This window comes from Photobacterium sp. 53610, assembly GCF_036409375.1.
GTDB lineage: Bacteria > Pseudomonadota > Gammaproteobacteria > Enterobacterales > Vibrionaceae > Photobacterium.
Genome location: NZ_JAXOFS010000006.1, coordinates 69860 through 94508, shown reverse-complemented (window position 1 = coordinate 94508; position 24649 = coordinate 69860). Strand labels below are relative to the sequence as shown.

Annotated in this window: 20 protein-coding genes; 3 read left to right on the top strand and 17 right to left on the bottom strand. The window is 48.2% G+C overall.

Annotation, left to right across the window (positions count from 1 at the left end):
• Positions 1–217: 217 nt before the first annotated feature.
• From SPK40_RS15775 to SPK40_RS15730, 10 genes are all read right to left on the bottom strand, one after another.
• Positions 218–1192 (bottom strand): hypothetical protein, encoded by a 975-nt coding sequence (locus SPK40_RS15775; protein ID WP_330961106.1) that lies wholly within the window; start codon positions 1190–1192, stop codon positions 218–220.
• Positions 1189–2178: a DUF2169 family type VI secretion system accessory protein gene (locus SPK40_RS15770; RefSeq protein WP_330961105.1), complete on the bottom strand. Its 990-nt coding sequence runs from the start codon at positions 2176–2178 to the stop codon at positions 1189–1191. Before SPK40_RS15770 ends, SPK40_RS15775 begins: the two co-directional genes overlap by 4 nt.
• The gene (locus tag SPK40_RS15765) at positions 2159–3499 is read right to left on the bottom strand and encodes a hypothetical protein (protein WP_330961104.1); all 1341 of its coding nucleotides are present in this window, start codon (positions 3497–3499) and stop codon (positions 2159–2161) included. Before SPK40_RS15765 ends, SPK40_RS15770 begins: the two co-directional genes overlap by 20 nt.
• Before the next feature lie 12 nt (positions 3500–3511).
• Complete coding sequence (locus SPK40_RS15760; RefSeq protein ID WP_330961103.1) at positions 3512–3994, bottom strand: hypothetical protein; 483 nt, start codon at positions 3992–3994, stop codon at positions 3512–3514.
• Positions 3994–6096: a type VI secretion system Vgr family protein gene (locus SPK40_RS15755; protein WP_330961102.1), complete on the bottom strand. Its 2103-nt coding sequence runs from the start codon at positions 6094–6096 to the stop codon at positions 3994–3996. The genes SPK40_RS15760 and SPK40_RS15755 overlap by 1 nt, the downstream gene beginning before the upstream one ends.
• A gap of 64 nt (positions 6097–6160) precedes the next feature.
• Positions 6161–6679 carry an Hcp family type VI secretion system effector gene (locus SPK40_RS15750; protein ID WP_248142708.1) on the bottom strand — a complete coding sequence of 173 codons (519 nt, stop codon included), beginning with the start codon at positions 6677–6679 and terminating at the stop codon, positions 6161–6163.
• Between the two features lie 555 nt (positions 6680–7234).
• On the bottom strand, positions 7235–7990 hold the full coding sequence (locus SPK40_RS15745; RefSeq protein ID WP_330961101.1) for a DUF7738 domain-containing protein: 756 nt from the start codon (positions 7988–7990) through the stop codon (positions 7235–7237).
• A gap of 31 nt (positions 7991–8021) precedes the next feature.
• Positions 8022–8774, bottom strand: a complete 753-nt coding sequence (locus SPK40_RS15740) for a DUF7738 domain-containing protein (RefSeq protein ID WP_330961100.1) — start codon at positions 8772–8774, stop codon at positions 8022–8024.
• A 31-nt stretch (positions 8775–8805) separates the two neighbouring features.
• Positions 8806–9543: a hypothetical protein gene (locus tag SPK40_RS15735; protein WP_330961099.1), complete on the bottom strand. Its 738-nt coding sequence runs from the start codon at positions 9541–9543 to the stop codon at positions 8806–8808.
• Positions 9540–10610, bottom strand: coding sequence for an HET-C-related protein (locus tag SPK40_RS15730; RefSeq protein WP_330961191.1), 1071 nt, complete (start codon positions 10608–10610; stop codon positions 9540–9542). The genes SPK40_RS15735 and SPK40_RS15730 overlap by 4 nt, the downstream gene beginning before the upstream one ends.
• A 543-nt stretch (positions 10611–11153) precedes the next feature.
• Here SPK40_RS15730 and SPK40_RS15725 point away from each other — a divergent pair.
• Positions 11154–12191 (top strand): formylglycine-generating enzyme family protein, encoded by a 1038-nt coding sequence (locus SPK40_RS15725; protein WP_330961098.1) that lies wholly within the window; start codon positions 11154–11156, stop codon positions 12189–12191.
• Positions 12192–12255: 64 nt separating this feature from the next.
• Here SPK40_RS15725 and SPK40_RS15720 read toward each other — a convergent pair whose 3' ends face one another.
• The 4 genes from SPK40_RS15720 to SPK40_RS15705 form a co-directional block, all read right to left on the bottom strand.
• Positions 12256–14721, bottom strand: a complete 2466-nt coding sequence (locus SPK40_RS15720) for a LysM peptidoglycan-binding domain-containing protein (RefSeq protein ID WP_330961097.1) — start codon at positions 14719–14721, stop codon at positions 12256–12258.
• On the bottom strand, positions 14721–15317 hold the full coding sequence (locus SPK40_RS15715) for a DUF4123 domain-containing protein (RefSeq protein ID WP_330961096.1): 597 nt from the start codon (positions 15315–15317) through the stop codon (positions 14721–14723). Before SPK40_RS15715 ends, SPK40_RS15720 begins: the two co-directional genes overlap by 1 nt.
• Positions 15299–17581: a type VI secretion system Vgr family protein gene (locus SPK40_RS15710; RefSeq protein WP_330961095.1), complete on the bottom strand. Its 2283-nt coding sequence runs from the start codon at positions 17579–17581 to the stop codon at positions 15299–15301. Before SPK40_RS15710 ends, SPK40_RS15715 begins: the two co-directional genes overlap by 19 nt.
• 77 nt (positions 17582–17658) lie before the next feature.
• Positions 17659–18177 carry an Hcp family type VI secretion system effector gene (locus SPK40_RS15705; protein ID WP_036753264.1) on the bottom strand — a complete coding sequence of 173 codons (519 nt, stop codon included), beginning with the start codon at positions 18175–18177 and terminating at the stop codon, positions 17659–17661.
• A 528-nt stretch (positions 18178–18705) separates the two neighbouring features.
• Between SPK40_RS15705 and tssH the strand changes: the two genes are divergently transcribed.
• A complete protein-coding gene (gene tssH, locus SPK40_RS15700) occupies positions 18706–21369 on the top strand; it encodes a type VI secretion system ATPase TssH (RefSeq protein ID WP_330961094.1) in 2664 nt (887 codons plus the stop codon).
• Positions 21356–22957, top strand: a complete 1602-nt coding sequence (locus tag SPK40_RS15695; RefSeq protein WP_330961093.1) for a sigma 54-interacting transcriptional regulator — start codon at positions 21356–21358, stop codon at positions 22955–22957. The genes tssH and SPK40_RS15695 overlap by 14 nt, the downstream gene beginning before the upstream one ends.
• Before the next feature lie 143 nt (positions 22958–23100).
• On the opposite strand, the gene SPK40_RS15690 is transcribed toward SPK40_RS15695, so the two are convergent.
• The 3 genes from SPK40_RS15690 to SPK40_RS15680 all read right to left on the bottom strand — a co-directional run bounded on the left by SPK40_RS15690 (position 23101) and on the right by SPK40_RS15680 (position 24568).
• The gene (locus tag SPK40_RS15690; RefSeq protein ID WP_330961092.1) at positions 23101–23736 is read right to left on the bottom strand and encodes a lytic polysaccharide monooxygenase auxiliary activity family 9 protein; all 636 of its coding nucleotides are present in this window, start codon (positions 23734–23736) and stop codon (positions 23101–23103) included.
• A gap of 175 nt (positions 23737–23911) precedes the next feature.
• Complete coding sequence (locus tag SPK40_RS15685; RefSeq protein ID WP_330961091.1) at positions 23912–24136, bottom strand: hypothetical protein; 225 nt, start codon at positions 24134–24136, stop codon at positions 23912–23914.
• A gap of 276 nt (positions 24137–24412) precedes the next feature.
• On the bottom strand, positions 24413–24568 hold the full coding sequence (locus SPK40_RS15680; protein ID WP_330961090.1) for a hypothetical protein: 156 nt from the start codon (positions 24566–24568) through the stop codon (positions 24413–24415).
• Positions 24569–24649 lie beyond the last annotated feature (81 nt).

Here is a 24649-nt window from a genome sequence, read left to right as displayed (position 1 = left end):
GCCAGATTCAGAATTACACCAGCCAGGATTCACTTTTGGTTTGTCCGTTCTTGAAAGAACAATGTGTACCATCATCCAGACGTACAGCGAAAAACCCTAACAGATTGAATGACCTAATCAACTGATTTAATACTCTGCCCGTATTCATTACGTGACTTTGTGGCATTGAGCCAAAAAATTCAGTTTTTCTCTTCACACACAATAAGTTCCCTGCTTATCAGGCAGGTTTCGGTATTTCAGGTAAAGACAGGGTGAGCATCGCCCGGCTGCTGTCCGCACCAAACAGAAACAAACTTCGGATCAGATGCTGGCTATTGTGATGCACAGCCAGTGCGAGCGTGGCGAACAAGGAAGCATCGCCGAGATAGCCCCACAGAGAATGGCTGAGTATGATCTGCTCCGGATTCACAAGCCGTTCGCCTCGGGCGCCAATCGCAAAACCATAGTCTTCCTGATGTTGTCTCAGGTTAGTCATGTCGCTGAACAGCAAACCAAAGTCGTCCACGGTTTTACATTGCCTGCGTAAAACCCGGGACATCAGGCGGAAGTCCTCACCCGGCTCATGGCACCAGCTGTCCAGCACAGCCAGCGGTTTGATTTTCATGGCCTCGACAAAGCTACGGCTGGCCAGTATTGCACCGGCTGCACCTTCACTGGCAATGACGCCCCACGGCTGACGATTCGTTTGCAGCCACTGTTGTTCTGACAATTCATCCAGTTTGGCAATCGGGGAATCGACGGATACTGCAATCAGAACTTCCTCATCATTCAGTGCCTTCTGTACCTCTGAAAAATGCTGATGGCCGGAGACATGGCTGAGTACCACACGGGAAATTGTTTTCTGGGAATCTTCATCCTGCTGCAATTGCGCCAGCCACTCATCGAGCATGCGCTGCGTGACAGCATCCGGCATCCGGACATACAGGGGCACCGACGAAAGACTGCCCGGGAGCTGAATCGTCAGCTGATTCACCAGCAAAGTCAGCAGCGACAGCAATCGGTCGGTCACGCTCTCTTCTGTATCCAGATAGCAGACGGGAGCGACCGTTGCCTTTTCATCGCCCTCGCCCAAAATGCGGGTTTCATACATATCCAGATTGGCTTGCGCCACAGCAACCGACACATCCAGATTAAATCCGGCAGCCGTTACTGCGTCTGCACATAGCACATATCTTGCTGATGTCGCACTCATACAGTGGCCTTCTCTTCAGAAATGACAGTATTGATGAGCTGCGCTTCCCGTCCCTGACACGGGAAAGCGGCTGACCAGGTTGCCGTAACAATCAGTGCATCGGCATCCACCGATAACGTGTGTAATGCCATGGCCTGCTTTTCTTTGTTTTCACCAAAAGCGGCCTGCGCTTCAAAACTGCGTCTCGGCACGGTGAAATACAGCGTTTCTTCGTGGCTGAAGCCGGAGACAATCAGCCGTTCTCCCCCTTCTAACAAACCCTTGGTTTGTTGATCAGCAGGTGCAGACTGATAAAACGCCGGATTGAAATCCACCGGATAAAGCGGACGGCGCTCCTCTTCCCATGCTTCATCAAAGGTACCCGCCAGTCTGGACCGGGGCATATCGAACACGGCGATCGGGCCGAAACTGGCAGGCTTGATTTTCGACGCTTCCAGTTGCCAGTCCTGCCCGGGGTAAAAGACAGACGGGACCGGCTGCGTCAGCAAGTTCTGAGTTTTCTGCGCGACACCACAGCCAACACGGTTCCTTTCATCTTCGCCGCCTATGGTCTGTGCAGAAGACACAGGTTGTTCGATAAAGGCAGCGGGCACGGTCACGCCCACCTGACCGGCCTGAGTGATCCACTGACGTGTCCCCAGCACCAGCAGCGTTTTATCAATGTGCCCTTCGATTAAAAGGCGGCAATTCATTTTCGTGACGGGCGTTTTGCCATAACTTCTGGCATGGCCGCTGACAAGCACATCCGTGTTGGCCTTGGTCACCACAAAATCCTGATCAGCCAGCAATGCAGAAAATCCGGGCTCTCCTGCAAACACCGGTGTGGAGTAGATGTCCGGTTGAGATTTGAGCGGCTGCCATTGTCCGCCCACCAGCTGCCAGCCGGTCTTCATGCAAACGACCCACACGGATTGTCCGTCATGATCCCGGACGAACTGCCCTTTCGTGGCATAAGGCAAAGAAGATTCAACGTCCCACAGCTGCATCGCGTATCCTCAGGTCATACCGCTCTGCGGCAGTCGTGTTATTGGAGAGTGTGTAAATCGCGCGGCGCTGACGTTCCGGCCAGCTCATCGGATCGTAAGCCACATAAATACCGCCGTTCAGACAGAGTTCTTTCCAGACCCAGGTCCGGAACTCAGCCGGTAACGACTGGCTGCGCAATGCATCAATACTGCTGGTGTAGCTCAGTGCGCTGCCCATCCGCATCATCGGAGACAAGGTGTACCCGCCATGGTTGTGCTGCCACCAGTACGCCAGAATGTCTGCCGCTTGCTGGCCGTCATATTTCACACCTAACTCAGACACCCGCACCGGTAGCAGCTCCCCCAGGATCAGGGTCAGCGCATGGACCCAGTTTTCAAGACGCGTGTCATCATCTTCCTGCCGGATCGCTTCAATCATGAGTTGGACGGTGTCCGGATCCCCTGCCAGAGCAGCCTTCAGATAAGCCCGTTCATCCTGCTGAAAATCAGGCTGTTCAAACGATTCCGGCAGGCGATTGAGAATGGCATATATTGGCACGTCGGTCAGATAGTCCGCCTGCGGCAGCAATTCACCCCGTAGCCAGGCGACTTTGTCTTTGCGGACCAGCAGATGGGTGAAAAGTGATTTGGACGGATGACCGTGCTCGTTGATCCAATTGATCCCCGCCTCTTGCCCCATCCGGGCCAGATGATACCGAGCGAGCAAACTGACTTTGTCCGTTCCTTCACGAATACACAGTGAGGCAAATGTTTCAGTAAGTTCACTCCGCCGGATCAATGCCTGCATGGCAGGCTCGGCCTGATTGAGTTCGCTGATCGCAGCCGACTGCAATATCAGCGGCAATCCTGTAGCAGTCGCCAGGGTCACCACTTGCTGCCACTGTTTCGCCGGCATTTTCTCCGTCAGCAAAAGTGCCAGTTCGCAAGCTTCCGCATCAAGTGATTCGAGATCAGCTGAGGTCAGTACCCAGAGCAACACCTGAGGGTAGATGTCAGCCAGCCAGAGGATATAGCCCGGCTCTACCCGGTACAAAGCAATCAATACCGCCAGATACTGGTTCAGTTTCCGGTTCACCAAATGGTAGTAATGACTGCGTGTATCCGGCAGCCCGGCATTGAAAGCACGGTTTTGCTGCATCAGTAAAAAGCGAATTTCTGTTGCAGCCGTTTCTGCTTTTTCTCTGGCAAAACGCAGAATCCCCGGCGACGTCGCATTGGCCTGTTCAATCGTCTGTTTCATACGTGCGGCCAGCTGTTGGATATTCTCATCCTTTAACTTGGCAAACCCCGGCGTTTCCGGCTTAATCAGACTGTTCATCATGGTCAGCATCCGTCAGTTAATCGCTATGATTGCACCCTGAATCTTCTGGGATTTCTCGGCCTGGCTATGAATATACTTGCCTTCCGTCGTGACCCGTTTCTGCCTGGCTTCATAACGGGTTTGCGCTTCACCGCCGGCGACGACTAACTCGTTTTCCGCTTCAATCCGGATATTTTTTGCCTTCAGAACCAGCTCATCCCGCTGTTCTATAATCGAAAAAAAGATATCCGTGATCAGCGGTAAATTCGGATCCTGACCGACAAACTCAACCCGGCAGGACAACGCGTTTTGCCTCGCCAGTTCCAGCTCAGCAACCGAGAACTGCCGACCGAGTCGCGCAGCCATGCCCGATGGCATGTCGCAGCCATCGAAAGTCACACGGACACAGTCCCCCTCAATCGCCAGAATCCGGCCGAAGCGGGGATGCAAAGACGCCGGGGATTCCCCGGCACCTGTTTCAAAGAACTGACTTCGTTGCGTCTGCTGTTTTTGCATTAGTTCACCGATACTTTTCCGCCCTGAACAACAACTTTATCTGAACCATTAATCGTGATGGACGCGCCCGTCACCTGGATCGTGCCATCACTGTTCAGCACAATTTGCGACTGTCCGGCTTTCAGGACGATTTTGTCTTTACTGATAATCTGGGTCGTACTCTTTGACTCAGAAGTAATATTGCCAGTGACTGTGAGCGTCGAATTACCGTCAACATTAAGGTTGTTGTCTTTATCAACCTGCGTCTGACGTGAGCCATGCACCGTCAGCGTCTGGTTTTCCATCACCGTCAGTTCATCGTTCTTTCCGATTTCCGTCGTGCGGTTCTGATTTACCTTCAGGCTGGCGTTCTTCACAACCGTCACAGATTCGTTACTGTTGTATGTGACCGTGACATCACCATCGACGGTTTCCGTGAAGGTACCCTTCACTTCAGTCGTTTTTGTGCCCTTAATGGTTTCTTTCTGATTCTGACCAATCTCATTGGTTTTATGACGGGCTACTGTCAGCATGTCATCGTTGCCAATCTGTTCGAAACGGTCGTTCAGCACTTTTACGGACATGTCTTTCTGTGCCCGCAGATACAACTCTTCCTGATTGTTTTCATCATCCAGGCTGATTTCGTTGTATCCCTCACCCTTATGGGTTTTAGATCGCAGTGTGGTTCGTGTTTTCTTCAACGGCAGATCATAAGGCGGGCGGTGCAACCCGTTATAAACGGAGCCGGTCACCAATGGCTGATCCGGGTCGCCTTCGAGGAAGGTCACGACCACTTCATGGCCGATACGCGGCAGGAATACTGCACCCCAGTTGGGTCCAGCCAGCGTCTGACTGACACGCACCCAACAGGTCGAGTGCTCATTCATGCTGCCCAGCCGGTCCCAGTGAAACTGCACCTTCACCCGGCCAAGATTGTCGGTATAGATCTCTTCGTTTTCGGGACCTACCACGACGGCTGTCTGCGGGCCTTCGATCACAGGCGCAGGCAATGCAGGCGCGCGGTAGGTCATTTCGGCAGGAAATGCCTTGAATTCGTTGTAGTAAATGGTCGGTTCGCCGCTGTTTTCTTCTGCATGAACCTGAGGATCCCGACCGACATGTTTCACTTCCAACAGGATAAAATCCCGGTTCAGCGACTGACGCGGATGGCTTTCCATCACAAAGCTGTAACCCGGCAGAAAACGCATCACACAGCCCATTGCCTTCAGTTCAGTACCGGAAATTTTCAGCGCCGACAGGCGATAATCCGACTGCAACTTACCGTGGGGCTGCTGGCCGTAACGGCCAGGATAATTGTAAATCGCCAGATCGGTATACGCTTCTGACTCATCAGACTCTGGCACATTCGCCATCAGGCTGGTTTTCGGCGTCAGATAGTTATAATCCGTCTGCGACACCGCGCCTGTGTGTGCCCGTTGACCAAAGTCAGCCTCAAAGATATGTTCCCGATCCGGCACACCGCCAGAATCACCTTGGAACAGAATGGCATGCTCGCTGGCACCCGGCACCAGCGTCGCATTGTCTGCAGTACTTGGAAGCTCACTCAGGAGTTCATTTTTATCCACGATCACCAGCTCGTGGCCAGTTTCCGTATGATCAAAGAAGTACCACAAACCATGCTGAGACATCAGGCGATGAACAAACGCCAGATCGGTCTCGCGGTATTGCAGAATGTATTCCTGCTGTTCACCCGCATCGGCCAGCATCCGGAATGCCGTCACACCTGCACCTTCCAGCACTGACTCAATGATTTCATGAATCGTCAGACCCTGGAAAATCCGGCAGTCTTCACGCTGAGTCAGAAACCACAGTTCTGGTACCAGAATCAGTTCATAACGACTGAACTGCCGGCCAGTACCAAGAAACCGAACTTCATTGACAATACCGTGAAACAAACGGGAAACATCGCGTCCCTGGCCATAAAGTTTCAGTACACCGGCTTTACGGACCAGATCATCGAGTGAAATATCTGCATCACGTGAAAGCAATGACACCTTAATTTCGAATGGTTGAAACAGACGCTCTTTGATTTCAAAACTTTCAACGCGGAATTCGTGTTCTGCTTCTTCGATTGAGAACGAAAATTGAACCTGATTACTCATTACTTTTACCTGATGCAACTAAGACAAAAGGGGCCAAACGCGGCCCCATTTCCAATCAGCGTGATTACGCTTCGCGTGGTGTACGCCAGTCGTCGTTACCTGCTGTACCACACACTTCGTGCGTCACTTCGATTGCGCGGTAAGTAAACTTCAGTACTTCTTCAACCACACGGTCAGAAGTTGCTGCGTCCTGGCAGTGAGCCATACGGGTTTGCATGTCAACCAGCAGCGCATCGATCAGCTTCACTGTGTAGTAATGTTCTTGTTTGCCCTGAGTCGAGGTACGGTAGAAGTTAATGTAAGCTTCTGGCAGCTTCTCACCGCTGACCAGTGCGTTAAACAGCAGCGGAGAAGTACGGTCTTGCTGTTTAGTGACGATAACCGGACGGTGAACACGCTGGCCCGTTGGCTGACCGCTTTGCGGGTCACGTGGTACAGTCAGTACATGATCCAGCTCCTGTACCAGGAATTCATTGACGTGAGCTTCCTGCCAGGTATTACCAACAGAGTCTGCAGTGTACGCATCTTTTGTAATGTGGCCCTGAGTTTCACCGTGAATCGACATATAAGCTGGAGTAGGCATATCGCTTTCCTTTCAATTTCAATTATTTTGATTAGTTTGAGCATATCGCTAAACGTTGCGATGATTTTATTATTGCAACAGGCATGCCAACTTTTATTAACATAAAAATCAATCACTTATAATAACAGCAATTTCAATAAGCCGTCCTGGCATCCAATTTCTTAGAAAAATTTCTCAATTCTTGGAAACCTGTGGTTTTACCCGAATCATCACTGAATGTGAGGTTCGGTGCTTCGTGATGGGGTGTCGGTTCAAAGAAAATGGGGCTGAGAAAGAGAAAAGGCGCTTAGTTAGAGAGGTTGAAGAGAAAGTGAGATCAGGTCTCCAATCAAAATATTCTAAAACCCGAAAAGCATACGACATCATTTGAGAAAGGACGGGTAGAAATGAGGAATATAGACATACTGCCCGCATCTGCAATTCTGCAATAACTGCAAACTTGGTGATGATTGCAGTGACTGAGCTTCAAAAAAACTCTGGCCGGTTAATTTGGACTCGTTACATTGATTACTGTGATATCACGTTTCCTTCTTTGTACCCGAACAAACCCAATCACTACCGGGAAACAACCTGACCAAAGTACTTCACTTCATTTTCGTATTTTAATTTTGAGGATGGAAAAACTGTTAACATAACGGCTAATTCAGGCTTTTGTCCCCAGAAATGGTGAAACGCGATAGATGCATCATGTGTCTCAGAAGCACTGGCTCTCACTAAATTAAAGTGCTGATCCATTTGGGTTCCTGCACCATACTGAAGCACTTGTTCTTTCTGAATATTTCGATCAACAATTGCACCATAAAAATTGATGGCATAATCTGCAAACATCGTATTGTATGGATGGCTTTTATATTTCGCCTCACTAATGCGAGGAGGATCAATTTGTTTCTTTGGATTGAGTCTGATCCTCACATCAACAATATATCGACTCATGGGATCATTCAGCGTACCTACTTGTCCATTCACCCAGTCAGATTGGGGTGCTTTATTATTTCCCTGTACTTCCAGGTCGATCCCTAAATCAGGATAGATAAAACGCCAAGCATCAAATGATCCAACTGAATTACGCTCGCCTTGAATATAGTTCTCTCCTAGAACGTTGATCCAATCTTTCAGGGGCTTTTCAAAACGAAGTGACTTACCATCAAAAGTGATAGTTTCTGAAGTAATCACCAATCGAACAGGTTGATCGCTGGTGTTCACGCTCTCTGCTTTGCAAACAGAGATTGCAGAGAGCAACATACACACCACAGACAATATTTGGGGAGAGAACACTTTTAGGCGAACATGAAAACCTGTGCCTGATATCATGATCACCCTTTCCTCCATACCGCCAAATAGACTACCGGGAAACAATCTGGCCAAAGTACTTCACTTCATTTTCGTATTTTAATTTTGAGGATGGATAAATCTCTAACATCACTGGGACTTCGGGTTTTCTTCCCCAGAAATCATCAAACAAAAGAGTAGCATTATGTGTCGCAGATACATTAGCATCAACCGAATTGAAGTGCCGATCCATGGCGACACCTTCACCATATCGGATGACATTTTCCTTTTTTACTGAATGATCAACAATCGCACCATAAAAATTGATGGCATAACTTGCAAACATTGTATTAAATGGATGATTTTTATATTTAAGTTCAATAGCATCTGGGTTCATCTTCACTTCAGGGGTAAGGTAAACTCTCACATCAGTGATGTACCGACTCATTGGATCCTGCAATATGCCTATCCGTCCATTTACCCAGTCAGAACTAGGCGATTTTGTATTTCTTTGCACTTCAAGATCAATCCCCAACTCAGGGTAGATAAACCTCTTAGATTTAAATGCAGCAACCGAATCACGCTCGCCTTGAATATAGTTGTCTCCAAGTACTTGAATCCAATCTTTCAGGGGCTTTTCAAAACGAAATGACTGACCATCAAAAGTGATAGTTTCTGAAGTAATCACCAATCGAACAGGTTGATCGCTGGTGTTCACGCTCTCTGCTTTGCAAACAGAGATTGCAGAGAGCAACATACACACCACAGACAATATTTGGGGAGAGAACACTTTTAGGCGAACATGAAAACCTGTGCCTGATATCATGATCACCCTTTCCTCCATACCGCCAAATAGACTACCGGGAAACAATCTGGCCAAAGTACTTCACTTCATTTTCATTTTTTAATTTCGAGGATGGATAAATCTCTAACATCACTGGGACTTCGGGTTTTCTTCCCCAAAAGTCATAAAATGAGATCGTCGCATTATGTGTTGCAGATTCACTGGCATTGACTGAGTTGAAGTGCCGGTCCATGGCGACACCTTCACCATATCGGATGACATTCTCTTTCTTTACTGAATCATCAACAACCGCTCCATAAAAACTAATGGCGTAATCTGCAAACATCGTATTATATGGATGTGACTTATATTTTTCCTCAACCGATAATATCTCTGTTTTCGTATTGGGTGTAAGCGTTATTCTCACATCAACAAGATATCGGTTCATTGGATCCTGAACAGTTCCAACTTGTCCATTCACCCAGTCAGATTTAGGTGCTTTATTATTTCTTTGTACTTCAAGATCGATCCCTAATTCTGGATAAATAAACCGATCAGCATAAAACCCAGCTACTGAACCATGATACCCTTGAATGTAATTGTCCCCGAACACATAAAGCCAGTCTTTCAGGGGATTCTCAAAGCTTAATGGCTGGCCATCAAAGATGATAGCTTCTGAAGTAATCACCAATCGAACAGGTTGACCGCTGGTGTTCGTGATCCCTGTTTGGCAATAAGCTGTTGCTGAGAAAAAAACTGCCGCAGCCGCTAATATTTTTGCAAAAAAAGAACAAGGATATGTTGATATCATGGGTTCACCTTTTTCATCAGATCCGTCTTAAATTTCAGTTGATAATCATTTAATTCAGCAAGCTGTTTCAATTTAAGATATTCATGCTCTAGATGTCCCTGATAGCTTCTCGCCTGATTTAGCTGAACGGGGCTTGATGCAGCCCATCTGGCAATCACATGATATACATTTTGTATATGCACTGGGCTATTTGTCGAAATATGCTCAGGGTGGGCGAAGAAATCATCTACTAATGACAGTAGCTTATCCGAACTTTCCTCACTTCTCCAAACGCCATTCATGGTTATTCCAAATGTTTTAACCATTTCACGTGCTGCTTCAGCGGCAATCGTATGCAATGGATGTTCGTCCGGATCTTTTGCCAATTGTGTGTGAGTCGGGTCCGTCGGGGAACTATCATCCTGTGCATTCTTCATCGCTTCCATCGCCTGACGAGCCAGCAAAGCAGTCAATCGATTGATAAAGCCGAACATTGCCTCCATCACCGCATGATAACTTTCTCTGAAATCATAAGATAACTCATCGAGCTTTTTGGCATTTTCAAGGGCTTGCTCAGCCGTTTTTCTTTCATCCTCGCTTGAATATTCCAAGCCGAAGGCATCATAAATCATTTCAACGGCATTTGGCGCAAAATCTTGCATTAAAATTAATGCAATACTTAATTGAGTTTGAAAATGTGCCTCTTCCACTTCCGGACTGTGATCCTTCGTTTTTTCAACCACCGACAGCAAACTCACTAAAGTATCGGAGGCACCAAACACACCGGTTGTCAGAGGACGAATGTTCTGAGCCGTCTGATCGGCACTCTGGACTGGTACAGCCTGAACCCAATCATTCACATGCCGCCGCTCATCTTCGGATAAACCGGGAAGTTCCTTCAAAATTCGGTTGAGTGCCAGTTCCACGAAGTTAGAATGCGCGAAGATATCTTCCATCACATGAAGCGCCTGACCAAAATGAATCATACCTTCCGGTGTTCTTCCCGATGAAACAGCAAGTCTAAGCTGACTTTTGGCATATTCAATTGACTGTTTAAAGTAGTTTTTATACCACTTCCCAGAGTCAATCTCGCCTTCGATCGCTTGATAATCCCCTCTGAAAATATTCGCATACTCAGGATTTTCCGGCGCTGTAATGACTTTTGGGCGAAGTAAAGAACTTTCCAGAACAAGAAACCTACTCTGCTTTAAATAGCTCTCACTGTTCTTTACAGTAAGTTACAACGATTATTCGTTAATAAATGACCCTTTCGGAGCATGATTGTTATGCATACTGAGTTGATTGGCTGTGCTGCTCAAGCATGGTCACTTGTTACTCGACCTCTGAGCGCTTCTGGTGAAAAGGCTGGCCTTACTGATGGATGAAAGGCTCTTTGTCCATCGCTGCGACCGTATTGGTTTCAATCAACGTCATCACCCCATTATTAAACGCCGATTGCTGGAGGCCAGCTAAGATAATTTTTCATCCTATTCGATTTACCGCTTTATGCACTCAAATCCTGTGCGCTTGGTTCAAGAAATACAGGTTGTATTTATGATTGAACATGCTTTTCAGTGTTTTTGTTTTAGACATTTCGTTACACTAAGGCACTAAAAACAAAGGACTTCAGCATGAATATTTACAGGCTAGGACTTGCATGTACGCTGCCATTATTCGCGGCCTGCAATGCCAACAACTCCCCCATCAATATCACCAGCGAAACTGTCTCTCAACAGCAGCTTGATACCATCGTTGCCAATATCGAAAAGCGTTACCCCGAGGCGACCCAGGAACAAAAACAAAACGCCGCTGAAGTGGTGGTACGTGCCATTGAGAATCTGGTGTTTGTTGAAGGCGGCAGCTTTAAGATGGGGGATTTTGGTGCACCTTGTGAAGTTCCCAGCGGTACGGTCAACCGGATGGATTGGTCTCCAGATGCTGAATGTTTGAGTTCACCGGGGAGTCAGATGACTGGGGCCGATCATTTGCATACAGTCACACTCGATTCCTACTCAATCGCTAAATTTGAAACGCGCTTTATTGATATGGAGTGGATGCGTCAGATCAACGGGTTGCCTGTGGCCAAAGATGATGCAAAAGATCAGTCGATTATCCAACGTGATTCGGAAACATATCAATGGCTGATAACTGATATGAAGGATTATCCAGCCAGTGCTAAAGCGTGGCAGGAAGCGAAAGATTATTGTCAATGGTTAGGTCAGGTCAGTGCAATGCCCTTCGACTTACCCACCGAGGCACAGTGGGAATATGCTGCCCGAAGTCGAGGCCAGAAATACTATTATGCGACCAATAATGGTTACAATCAGGTTTTGGAAGATGCCTATTTCGATCCCGAGACTGATCGTTACATCGAATACACTGAAAGTGATGCAAATACATCAACAAATACCAAAGAAGTAGATCGCTATCCCCCGAATCCTTTGGGGATTTATGGTATGTCCAATCCAGTCAGTGAATGGGTGGAGGACTGGTACTCCCCTGACTACTACGAATACTCCCCTGAGCTAAACCCAAAAGGACCAAAGGAAGGGACGGAAAAAGTACTTCGGGATGCGGGAGGAACAACTATGACTTTTTCAAGGATTCATTCTGTGCCAGTCAAGAGTGCATATTTTTACAGCACAAGTTTCCGTTGTGCACTTCAGTAATCAGTCCCAGCAACAAATAAAGCCCCTGCAGGGGCTTTATTTATGCTGTACGAGCGTTCTTTTTCTAATTAAGTTTGACTAACTGTGAATCGACTTCATTCTTTTTCCTGGCCAATGCTTGACCTCTCAACGGTGTATAGGGCTCAAAGGTAACCTGGTCGGTTTTCTCTTGCTCAGCCAATTTCCCCACCCAAAGATTAAAAGCAGATTGTTGACTACCATCCAGAATGGCATTAATTCGTGCAAGGTTATCAAACATAATTTGATCCCCGCTCATTTTTTGACCCTCAGGATTCATACGCTGCAATATTTCTTCAAACTTATGCCAACTATATGTACTTTCTTTCAGCAGCTTATGAATTGCCCATTCCTGCTCTTCATTAAAACTCAAATAAAATTCTTCAACTAATAGATCCAGCATAATTCCTATGGCTTCAGGGAGCAGTTGGTTAAATGGGATGCCAGACCTCGTGTCTTTGTTTAAAATTCGTTTGGCGAGTAATTCTGATTTTTTTTGACGATTTCCACTCTGTTTAAAAGTAGTATACCAGTTGTCAATTTTTTCAAATCCACTTTTCGTTGCTTCCAACAAAGCATCCCTTGGATCTTCAATAAAATCACTGGCAAAAGCAATAATTGTGGAATTTAACAGATATTCATAAGTAGCTTTATCGATATTGGCCAATACTCGATAATCTACATACTGTAGACCCTGCCAGATAATTTTCGCCAGCTCCCACAACTGCTCCATATTAATCATGGCGCCAAAACCACCACCGCCACCGATACCCCAGACCAATTGCCCGGAACATTTGAGGTAGAATCGTCCCCCGATCAGAGCAAGCTGGAAATCGGCGTTGAATCCCGCGCCAGCAGCAATATTGCCCTCGAGTTTCACTTCAGCGAGCACCTGAAAATTGAAGGTATTTTCATCTTTCGGGGGTTGCCACTCCAATCCACCCGAGATTTGGCCACTCGCCTGTGCACCAGCGAACCCTTGTGCTTTAAAGCCAACATCCCCCTTCGGGGCCCTGTCTAAATTAACTCTGGGAGTAAACATCACCCCGACATTTGCGCCATTCTCTTCCGGCCGTCCAATCTGAACTCTGCCATCAAGCATCACACCAACAAAGCAACCTAATGTAACTTTCCCCTGAAAGCGGAAGCAACCAAATGAATAGGTGGCATCGCGCCCATTACTGTCCCTATAGTGCAGCTTCACTGGAAATCCAGTTTCAGAAGGGAAGAATAAACTCGCTTCTGTTTTGGCTTCGGCCAGTGAAAAGCTGGCTTCCCCACCAATCCCTAAATCAATTTTTCCTTTCGTGGGTTCAAATGTTGTAGAAACACTGGCTTGTGCTCCCCAACGAAACAACTGAGCTTCAGCGCTGACCGCAAAAAACGTATCTCCATCTTCATCCAGGTAAGGCTGAGTCGCTTTCCATTCTTTAAATTTATCGCCATCCGCTTTCCACTCAGCAAGCTTACCTTCAACTTTTAAATTCTTTTGTTCAGCCTTAATATCGTCTCGAATCGCACTGCCGAAGCCCCTGTAATCTCTTTGGTGCAAGGCATTCATCGCATGACTATTTCGGGCCACACGTTTCCAGCGCCTGACTTCACGCTCATGAAACCGAGAACGAATATACACATGACGTGTTTGATTAATGGAATAAACTTCCACGATATGTTCACGAATATGCTGAGTCGTGTATTTTTTCTTTGTCTTATTCATTTTATCCATCTCCACCCCCGACTTTGTGGTCGACTGAGGTGTGACGGCTTTCATCTCGAGCGTTTTGTAATAATCGATCTCAGTTTGAATCTGGCTCAGAATTTCCGCTCTGAGTGTTTCAATCGAGCTTTCACCAAACCAATCATCCCGATATTGCGCTACAAAACGGCGACGATTTTCGAGTGATTTCAGCATCGCCTTCACCCGCTCCTGATTTGGATTGGGCAGCGGACGACGGGCCTTCACCTGTGCCGCTCTGCGTGTAGCACGATTGGGCACTTTGTTCTCAGTTGCAAATATTCCGGCGTATCTCGCATCTTCCAGCCAAGCTTCTCTGGCCTGGGCATGCTGTTCCAACTGCTCACGCGTCACACCTTCACCTTGTGGTGCGCGCTCAATTAAAGCTTTGTAATCCTGTAATAAGCGATCTGTAATTTTGGTTTCTTCTTCCAGCAACTTCGAAGCAGTTTCATCCAGAATCCAATATTCCAGCGGACCATCTCCGGTCACAAACACCACATCATGCACCTCACTTGGCTGGCACAAAGGCGGAGAAATCAGTGGACCCGACGCCTCTACCGGGCGCAAGTCAGACACTGGTGCCACAGAATATGTAGGCTCAACTGGCTCAATCTGGTTATAGTCAGGTAACCGAACTTGTTCGCCGACCCGAATAAAATCCGGTTTACTCTGATACTGAGGGTTCAACTCAAGCAGAGTGCTATATTCAACCTGGTGATCAATGGCGATCTGCAGCAGGGTGTCATTCGGTTTGACGGTGTAACTTCGACTCATCAGGCTGTTTCTCCTTGCCATTGTTCCGCGATAGACATCATGATGTTTATTTGATCATCTGACATAAGCCATACCTCACCTGAGGCAGTATCCACCGCATGGCTGTGCCAATCTGCCAAAAGCCAATATTTATCAAACCAGTGAATTCGATGGAGTTTGGGGAAAAACTGTTTTCGTTGTTCAGAAGACATTGAACCAACCAACATCAACAACTTGCGGGGCTCATAAAACCGAATGACCGCATCAGCCTGACCACGTGAAACTATCAACCTTTCACGCAATGACTCCGTCAGTTCTGAAAAAGAAACTGTGTCTGGCGTCGCCAGCAAACAACCGCAAGGCGTCGACTCGAGTTGAACCATAAGTCTCTGCCATAATTGCAGGTTTTGTGTCAAAGGAACCAATAGAGGTCCATTATCTAAATGCGAAAAACGCGTATTGGAAAATAGTGATACAGCTTCGTCTTCAGATAACAACGTTTTCCAGTCCGGCCATAACAACGGCTCAAACAGCAAATAGGCGTTTTGATCTGAAGCAGGCAAAGTGGGGTTGGCTTGCTGAATCTGCCATTCCTGATTTAACTGTGCAGTTGACATGTTTTCCCTCTCCCGCATTGACAAAGTTCCATCATCAGTACTCCTTCCTCGATCATGCCCTGATACACCGCAGAAGAAATAACGGGTGGCTCCAATCGTGTTATCGATAATCCGATAGGGCTGAGAGAATTGACACCTTTATTACTTCCTGCGGCGGCGCCGGGATTAATGTTGACCTTTCCGCCTTTCACTGCCACGTCACTCATGCCGTCGAGCGTAATAGCGGTACCATAGAATTCGATAACTCCGCTGCTTTTAAGCACCAGTCCGGCAGCCCCGACCTCCACTCTGATTTCATCAGCAGAAACAATCGCAGTTTTCCCTTCCGCACGAATTGAGGTATCGCCCCTAGTTTCTATATGGAAGCCGCCCCCGACCGTCAGTTGATCGTTCGCCCCGACTGAGGTGGCAAGGGACGCGAGGATGACCATGGTCAGATCCGCGTCGATTTCCAGTGTGTCATTTTGACCAATCTGAACGCGACGGTGCTCATCTAACTGGCAGTGCTGGTTGCCGGCAACACTGACTACTTCATTAGCTTGATAATTCACCGTCACATCTTGTTCGACCTGCTCGACAAACGTCTGCTCAATCAACGAAGTTTTATTCCCGCCGATAGTTTCCTTCTGGTTCCCCAGAATTTCATTGGTTTGTTGATGGCCAACAATCAATTCTTCATCTTGCCCGATTTCGCCAAACCGATCGTTGAGCACTTGGGTACGCATGTTCTTCTGCGCATGAAAGAACATTTCCTCTTGATTGGCTTCATCTTCAAACGAGATTTCGTTAAATCCGGTGCCTTTATGAGTCTGTGTACGAAGAACGGTTTTTGTTTTATGTTCAGGCAACGGGTACGGCGGCAGGTGCAGCGCATTGTATACAGTGCCGGTGACAAGCGGTCGGTCAGGATCACCATCCAAAAATGTCACCACGACCTCATGGCCGATTCGCGGCAATACCACGGCGCCCCAGTCAGGGCCCGCCAGGGTCTGACTGACGCGAACCCAACAGGTTGAATGTTCATCCAAAACACCATGACGATCCCAGTGAAACTGCACTTTCACCCGTCCCAGATTATCGGTGTAAATTTCTTCGTTCGCCGGACCCACAACGACAGCCGTTTGCGGGCCATCCACAACAGGGGGTGACAGCACAGGCGCCCGGTATGTCATTTCTGCCGGGAATGCGATGATTTGGTTGTAATACGTGGTAGGTTCGCCACTGTTTTCTTCGGCATGAACCTGGGGATCATGGCCGATGTGCTCCACTTCGAGCAGGATGAAATCACGGTTCAGCGACTGACGCGGGTGACCTTCCAGCAGGAAACTGTAACCGGGCAGAAAACGCATCACACAGCCCGCGGCTTTCAGTTCAGTCCCGGAGATTTTATGGGCAGACAAACGATAATCCGACTGCGATTTACCGAGTGGTTGCTGATCGTACCGGCCCGGGTAATTGTAAATGGCCAGATCCGTATACGTTTGTGATTCATCCAGTTGTGCCACACTGGTCATCAGATTCGTTCTCGGCGTCAGGTAGTTATAATCTGACTGCGACACCGAGCCAGTGTGGACACGTTTGCCAAAATCCGCATCAAAAATATGCTCGCGATCCGGCACACCGCCAGAGTCGCCATGAAACAGAATGGTATGTTCCCCGGCATCAGGAACCAGTGTTGCATTGTCTGCTGTGCTGGGGAGCTCACTCAGGAGTTCATTTTTATCGACGATCACCAGCTCATGACCGGTTTCCGTATGATCAAAGAAATACCACAGGCCATGCTGAGACATCAGGCGATGAATAAATGCCAGATCGGTCTCGCGGTATTGCAGAATATATTCCTGCTTCTCACCGACATCAGCCAGCATCCGGAATGCCGTCACACCCGCATCCGTCAGCACAGATTCGATGATCTCGTTAATTGTCTGGTCCTGGAAGATCCTGCAATCTTGACGCTGGGTCAGGAACCACAATTCTGGCACCAGAATCAGCTCGTAACGACTGAACTGGCGGCCGGTTCCGAGAAACCGCACTTCTTTGACAATTCCGTGGAACAAACGGGAAACATCGCGTCCCTGCCCAAAAAGTTTCAGTACGCCGGCTTTACGGACCAGATCATCGAGTGAAATATCTGCATCACGTGAAAGTAATGAGACCTTCATTTCAAAAGGTTGAAACAGACGCTCTTTAATTTCAAAACTTTCTACGCGGAATTCGTGTTCTGCAGCTTCGATTGAAAACGAAAATTGAACCTGATTACTCATTACTTTTACCTGATGCAACTTGGGCGGTTAACCTAAAACAAAAGGGGCCGACAAGGCCCCTGTTCCAATCTGCGTGATTAAGCTTCGCGCGGCGTACGCCAGTCGTCGTTACCCGCAGTACCACACACTTCGTGCGTTACTTCGATTGCGCGGTAAGTGAGTTTCAGCACTTCTTCAACCACACGGTCAGAAGTCGCAGCATCCTGGCAATGTGCCATGCGGGTTTGCATGTCAACCAGCAGCGCATCAATCAGTTTGATGGTGTAGTAATGCTCTTGTTTGCCCTGAGTCGAAGTACGGTAGAAGTTAATGTAAGCTTCTGGCAGTTTCTCGCCGCTGACCAGTGCGTTGAACAGCAGTGGTGAAGTACGGTCTTGTTGCTTCGTCACGATAATCGGACGGTGAACACGCTGGCCCGTTGGCTGACCGCTTTGCGGGTCACGTGGTACAGTCAGTACATGATCCAGCTCCTGTACCAGGAATTCATTGACGTGAGCTTCCTGCCAGGTATTACCAACAGAGTCTGCAGTGTACGCATCTTTTGTAATGTGGCCCTGAGTTTCACCGTGAATCGACATATAAGCTGGAGTTGGCATATCGCTTTCCTTTCAGTTTCAAATTCAATTGTTTTGATTAGTTTGAACATATCGCTAATCATTGCGATGCTAATATCAAAGCAAGCACTGTGCCAACTATTTTAGTTATTTTAAATCAACAACTTACGATTAATCATTACGATAATCCCAAGAAATCCGTCTAACTTATTAGAATATTTTCTCATTTTTCAGAAATTCATTTTTAAATATGAACATCATATTCTGCTTTACTCTTCCTCTCTTTTTATTACTATCCATTTTTAAAAATTCCCGACAGAACACGCTTATTTAGTAAATTCTGAAACCCCTGCCACACTTTTGAATATCCGTGAATTTCACAGGACAAACTTTCATTTCTCCTACAAGAAAGCTCACTTCGAAACGCCTGATTGGAATGTCCCTATGCGGAATGTCATTCAGCCATGAAATAGTCACTAATACAGCCACTTAGAGCCCTTGTCTCCGCCGTCAGCAATTTTTGAATCTGATTATAATCAAGGCTTTCCACGACTCGAATTTGATGGACCTATGATTAACGTAAATTTAGCTTCTCTGATTCAGCGTCTGCATCCCATTGCAAAAGTTGCTCTGGAAGATGCAGCCGCACTTGCTGTGTCTGAACGTTCAACAGAAGTATCGATTGAACATTATTTATTGAGCCTGCTTGAACGCCCGAACAGTGACTTTGATTGTATTCTGGCTAGTTTTGACTGCTCTGAAAATTTAATTCGCCAGTCACTGAATGCTTCTTTACAGCGCAGTGCAAAAGCCGCAGGCGGCAAACCGGTGTTTTCTGCCCTGCTGATTGAATGGCTGCAGGAAACCTGGCTGATGTCTTCCATCGATCTGGGCCATCAGCAAATCCGTACCGGCGCTCTGCTGCTGACACTAGTGAAAAACCCGGTCCGCTACGGCCAGCATGACATTCAGGAACTGTTCGAACCGATTAACAGTGAAACCCTGAAACGCAACTTCAACCAGTTTACCGCGGAGTCGATTGAGGCTCAGGTTGCCAGCACAGAAAGCAGTGAGCCGCGTCAGGAAGGTTCGGCACTGAGCAAGTTCACCATTGATTTCACAGGTAAAGCACGCGAAGGCAAAATTGATCCTGTGTTCTGCCGTGACCGTGAGATCCGCCAGATCATCGATATTCTGGCCCGTCGCCGCAAAAACAATCCGATTGCCGTCGGTGAGCCCGGCGTTGGTAAAACTGCCGTGGTTGAAGGTCTGGCCCTGAAGATTGTTGAAGGCGATGTACCGGATATTCTGAAAGGCGTCGAGCTGTTTGGCCTGGATATGGGTTTACTGCAGGCTGGCGCGAGCGTGAAAGGTGAATTTGAAAAACGCCTGAACGGTGTGCTGGAAGAAGTGAAGAACTCACCCACGCCAATCATTCTGTTTATTGATGAAGCACACACGCTGGTCGGCGGCGGAAACCAGGCCGGCGGCAGTGACGCAGCCAACCTGCTCAAACCAGCACTAGCCCGCGGCGAAGTGAAAACTATTGCTGCCACGACCTGGTCGGAATACAAGAAGTATTTCGAGAAAGACCCGGCTCTGGCCCGCCGTTTCCAGCTGGTCAAACTGGATGAGCCCTCTCCGAAAGAAGCCGCACTGATCATCCGTGGTCTGCGTCCGGCTTACGAAAAAGCGCACAATATTTATGTCCGTGATGATGCAATTGCCTGTGCGGCAGAAATGTCTTCCCGATATATTTCAGGTCGTCAGCTCCCGGATAAAGCAATTGATGTTCTGGATACGGCCTGTGCCCGCGTCAACATCAGCCTGCGTTCAACTCCTGCCCCGGTTGAAAGTCTGCAACAACAGATTGCCTCACTGCAACGTGAGCTGGACGGTCTGAAACGTGACGAAATTCAGCAAACCGGTGATAAGAAAAATGCCACACTGATCCCGCACATCGAAAGCCAGATCGTCGAACTGACAGAAGAACTGGCCGAACTGACCGCACAATGGGCAGAAGAAAAAGCGCTGATTGACGAAATGATCAGTCTGCGCGAAAAGCTGCATATCGCGACCGGTGAATCGGAGGCTGACGCTGATTCTGAAGCAACCGAAGCCGCAGAGGAAACCGTGGACATGGACGAAGCGTCGATCCGCGAAGCCATTCTGCGCTGTCAGCGGGCACTCGACGAATGCCGCGGTGATGAAGCACTGGTTCACTTTGAAGTTGGTCCGGCTGAAATCAGTCAGGTCATCGCAGACTGGACAGGCGTCCCGGTCGGGAAAGTGCTGAAAGATGAATCCGCTTCTGTACTGAATCTGAGCGATTCTCTGTCTGGCGCCATCAAAGGGCAGCCTTTCGCCATTGATTCCCTGAGTGAAGGGATTCGTGCAGCGAAAGCCGGCTTGATGAACCCGGATGCACCGATGGGTGTATTCCTGCTGGTCGGCCCGAGTGGTGTGGGTAAAACCGAAACCGCACGCGTGGTTGCCGATCAGTTATTCGGTGGTGAGCGCTTTATGACCACCATCAATATGTCGGAATTCCAGGAGAAACATACCGTTTCCCGGCTGATCGGCTCACCTCCGGGCTATGTCGGTTATGGTGAAGGTGGCATGCTGACGGAAGCCGTTCGCCAGCGACCTTACTCCGTTGTCCTGCTCGACGAAGTCGAAAAAGCCGATCCTGAAGTCATGAACCTGTTCTATCAGGTCTTTGACAAAGGGGTGCTGAACGACGGTGAAGGCCGTGCGATTGACTTCAAGAACACCCTGATTCTGATGACCAGTAACCTGGCGACACAGGAGATTGAAGCACTGTCTCAGCAGAGTGACGACATCACGGCGTCGCAAATTGGTGAAGCGATTCGTCCGACACTGAATCGCTACTTCAAACCAGCTCTGCTGGCCCGAATGAATGTGATCCCTTATCTGCCACTGGCTGATGATGCGATGACCGACATCATCAAGCATAAACTGGGCAAACTGGGCGAGCGCCTGAAAACACACCATGATCTCACACTGGCCTTTGAACAGGATCTGGTCGATTTCGTACTGGGCCACTGCCGCCTGAGCGAAACGGGTGCCCGTAACATTGATGCGGTCATTAACCGTCAGTTACTGCCTCAGCTGTCGACCGAGCTGCTGTCGCATCAGGGTGAGGAAAGCACCCATACCACACTGACGATTTCCGTCGATGAACAAGGAATGATCGAGTATGCCTTCAGTTAATTCTGGAGAACTCAGTAACCTGTTACTGGCCATCAGTCAGACTCTGGCCGATCGTACCCAGCTGGCGTCCACCATGGACGCCATCCTGGCAGCGGCGCGTCAACTGACACAGGCCCGGCACGGCATCATGTACGTGCTGGACCAGACCGGACAGGCACTGGTTCCCCTCAGCGTGCACAAGCACGAACAGCCACTGCAGGAACACCCCTGGGTACCGTTGCAGCTGGATCTGCTGAAAGAAAATGATCCGTTTGGCTATGCCATCACCACAGGCGAAATTGTTCTGATCAACGATCTGTATGCCTACTCCGGCTACAATTGCGATGCGATCTATCAGAACGAAACAGCAATGGATTTGCATAGCGCCAATCTCCTGGCCTGGCCACTGAAAGATCACCAGAATCTGACGGTCGGTCTGCTGGTACTGTTCGATTTGTGTCTGATTGAAGATGAACAGTCGTTGTCTGTCTTTACCAAACTCGCCGGCACCAGTATTCGTCAGGCGATGCTGCTGGATACTTATCACACCAGTCTGCGGAGTCTGGAAGCAGACAATGCAGCCCTGAACCGTGAAAACAAGCAGCTGAAAGCCCGGAAGAAAGCCGACTACAATGGTCCGATTGCCGAAAGCGATCCCATGCGTCAGGTGCTTGAACGTTTACAGCGTATTCTGGCCCTGCCGGTTGATGTCCTGCTGCGGGGTGAAACCGGTGCGGGGAAAGAAGTGATTGCCCGCTATATCCACGAAAATTCGGACCGGGCCGGGAAGCCTTTTATCGCGCAGAACTGCGCGGCAATCCCGGAACAGCTGCTGGAATCAGAACTCTTCGGTCACAAAAAAGGAGCATTCACTGGCGCTGATAAAGACAAAAAAGGTCTGTTTGAAGCTGCCGACGGTGGCACGCTGTTTCTGGATGAAATTGGTGATATGCCATTGTTATTGCAGGCAAAACTGTTGCGTGTATTGCAGGAGCGTAAAATTCGCCCTATCGGCAGCAGTGAAGAACGCAGCATCGATGTTCGTGTTGTGGCAGCAACTCACTGTAATCTGAAGGAGAAAATTCAGAAGAACGAGTTCCGCGCTGACCTGTTTTATCGTCTGAATGTTTTTCCGATCACTCTGCCACCACTGCGGGAGCGTCCGGCTGACATTCTGCCGCTGGCTGAACACTTTATTACTCTCACCAGCCAGAAACTGGGACTGGACAGCGAACCGGTCATCAGCAAAAAAGCCCGACAGAGCCTGATGGATTATCCTTTCCCGGGCAATGTCCGTGAACTGAGAAATATCATTGAACGGGCTGTGCTGTTATCTGATTTCGAAACCGTCGATGCCATTGAGCTCGGTGAAGGAGACACTTTTATTCCGGACGTTCAGGCAGACATCCCGGATGACAGTGTGTTCAACAGTACGCTTCCTGAAGTGGATATGGCTTCCCTGAAAGATTCCGTCACTCAGTATGAGCGCACGGTGATCATGAAAACGCTGGAACGCTTCAACTGGCAAACCCGTAAAGCTGCAGAATCTCTGGCGGTGCCGCTCAGCACCCTGAGCCATAAGATTAAAAAGTATGAAATCATGCCTTAGTCTGCTCCCGAAAGGGAGTGGTCCCGCAGAGTCCGGGATTCTGCTTCATACCAGACTGACAAAAAAAGGAGATGAACATTCATCTCCTCGATTTTTCAGGATAAAACCATCCTGAATATAGTTGACTTTAGCTGGTTCCAGACTCAGCCAAAATCAAAGTCAAATGTCTGGTAAAAGGCATTGCCTGTATCAGCAACCAGCCAAAGCAGAACCACCACATGGTGACCTTGTTTATGATCAGGTAACACCAGTTGATGATGAATTTTCGCAGGTAAATCATGCTCCCAATAAGGTGCTTCAGGGTAGATATCTTCAAAAAATGGCTTTGACTCCAGTTGGTTGCGGGTAATCACCTGATCTGAATCCCAGCCGTCTCTGGTAATAAAAGCAACATAGCCACGGGTTTTATGCGCCATGGTATAACGCCACTCAATATCAATCACTTTCGAAGCCGGAACCGTCAAGCGCGGCCAGGGCGTTTTGCCTTCAGCGAGCAATTGCTGATCTGTATAGTTCAGTTTCTGGCGAACATCTTCATGACCACCACTCAAAATCAGACCATCAACCGGAGGCTGAAAGCTATTGACATCGGTCGATTCATAAAATGCGGCACCACCTTCTTGCGCAGGAAAGTTTTTACCGCCTTCCAGTTCAACAACATGCCACTCCCCTAAATTCCACCAGCCTTGCTCAACCGCATAAGCACCGCGAGACGGCGGGTTAATGACATATCCATGTTTCGGTTTTAATTGATTAATATTCGAAACGGGCTGATTCATAAGTCACCTGACGTTGTTTGTGGATTTCTCTATAGGTATAGAACGCCAGAACAAAATAAGCACACAAGTGCATACATTTCTTGAGGAAGGGTGAAGTGACTCGCAGCGCTTCAGAACTCGACACTCACCCTACGCTTATCCGTCTTTGCACATCAAAACCAAAGACGGCAGTTTTTTATTTCAGGGCCAGGACTTGTTGCGTCAGGGTTTGGAGCTGAGCTTTTAAGAGTTTAATTTCCTCCGCCTGCTGATTGATCAATTTTCGATTATATTTACCGGCATCTTCATTATCGACCATCATCTGTTGCACATTATCAATACATGTATCCGGAAATACAACGGCACCATTGCATAGCTTCACTTTGCCCCCCACAACAGCAAAGGTATTATTCTCCGCCACTTATTCTCCATGAATATCATGGCCTCGAGCAGGATCACCCACACTGATACCGACCGAGTTCTCTCCGGTGACGACCATATTAGTACCTATTGCCGTTGAGTTGATTCAGATGGCATGCGCGCCATCCCCCCAAGCAGTTGCATGATCCCCTTTCGCCTGTGCACCAAACCCTCAGGCTGTGGCAAAGGTTCCGGAAGCTTGAGCAAATCCCCAGGCGGTTGAACCATTGCCGGACGCAATAGCGCTTCTTCTGTTTAAGCCAGCCGCTTCAAAACCTCAGGCTGTCAAATAGTCACCGGTCGCTTTGGCAAATATTCCCCAGGCCGTACTACCTTTGCCGGATGCAATCGGCGCTTCATAATAATGATTATCCACATATGCATGACCAGAGAATGCAATGATGAGTGAAGCAAGCAGCGTTTTTTGATTCATTTTTGATCTCTTCGAATATGTCAAACCCATATGAGTAACGGCGCATATAATTATAGTCACACGAACTCAATACACCAAGAC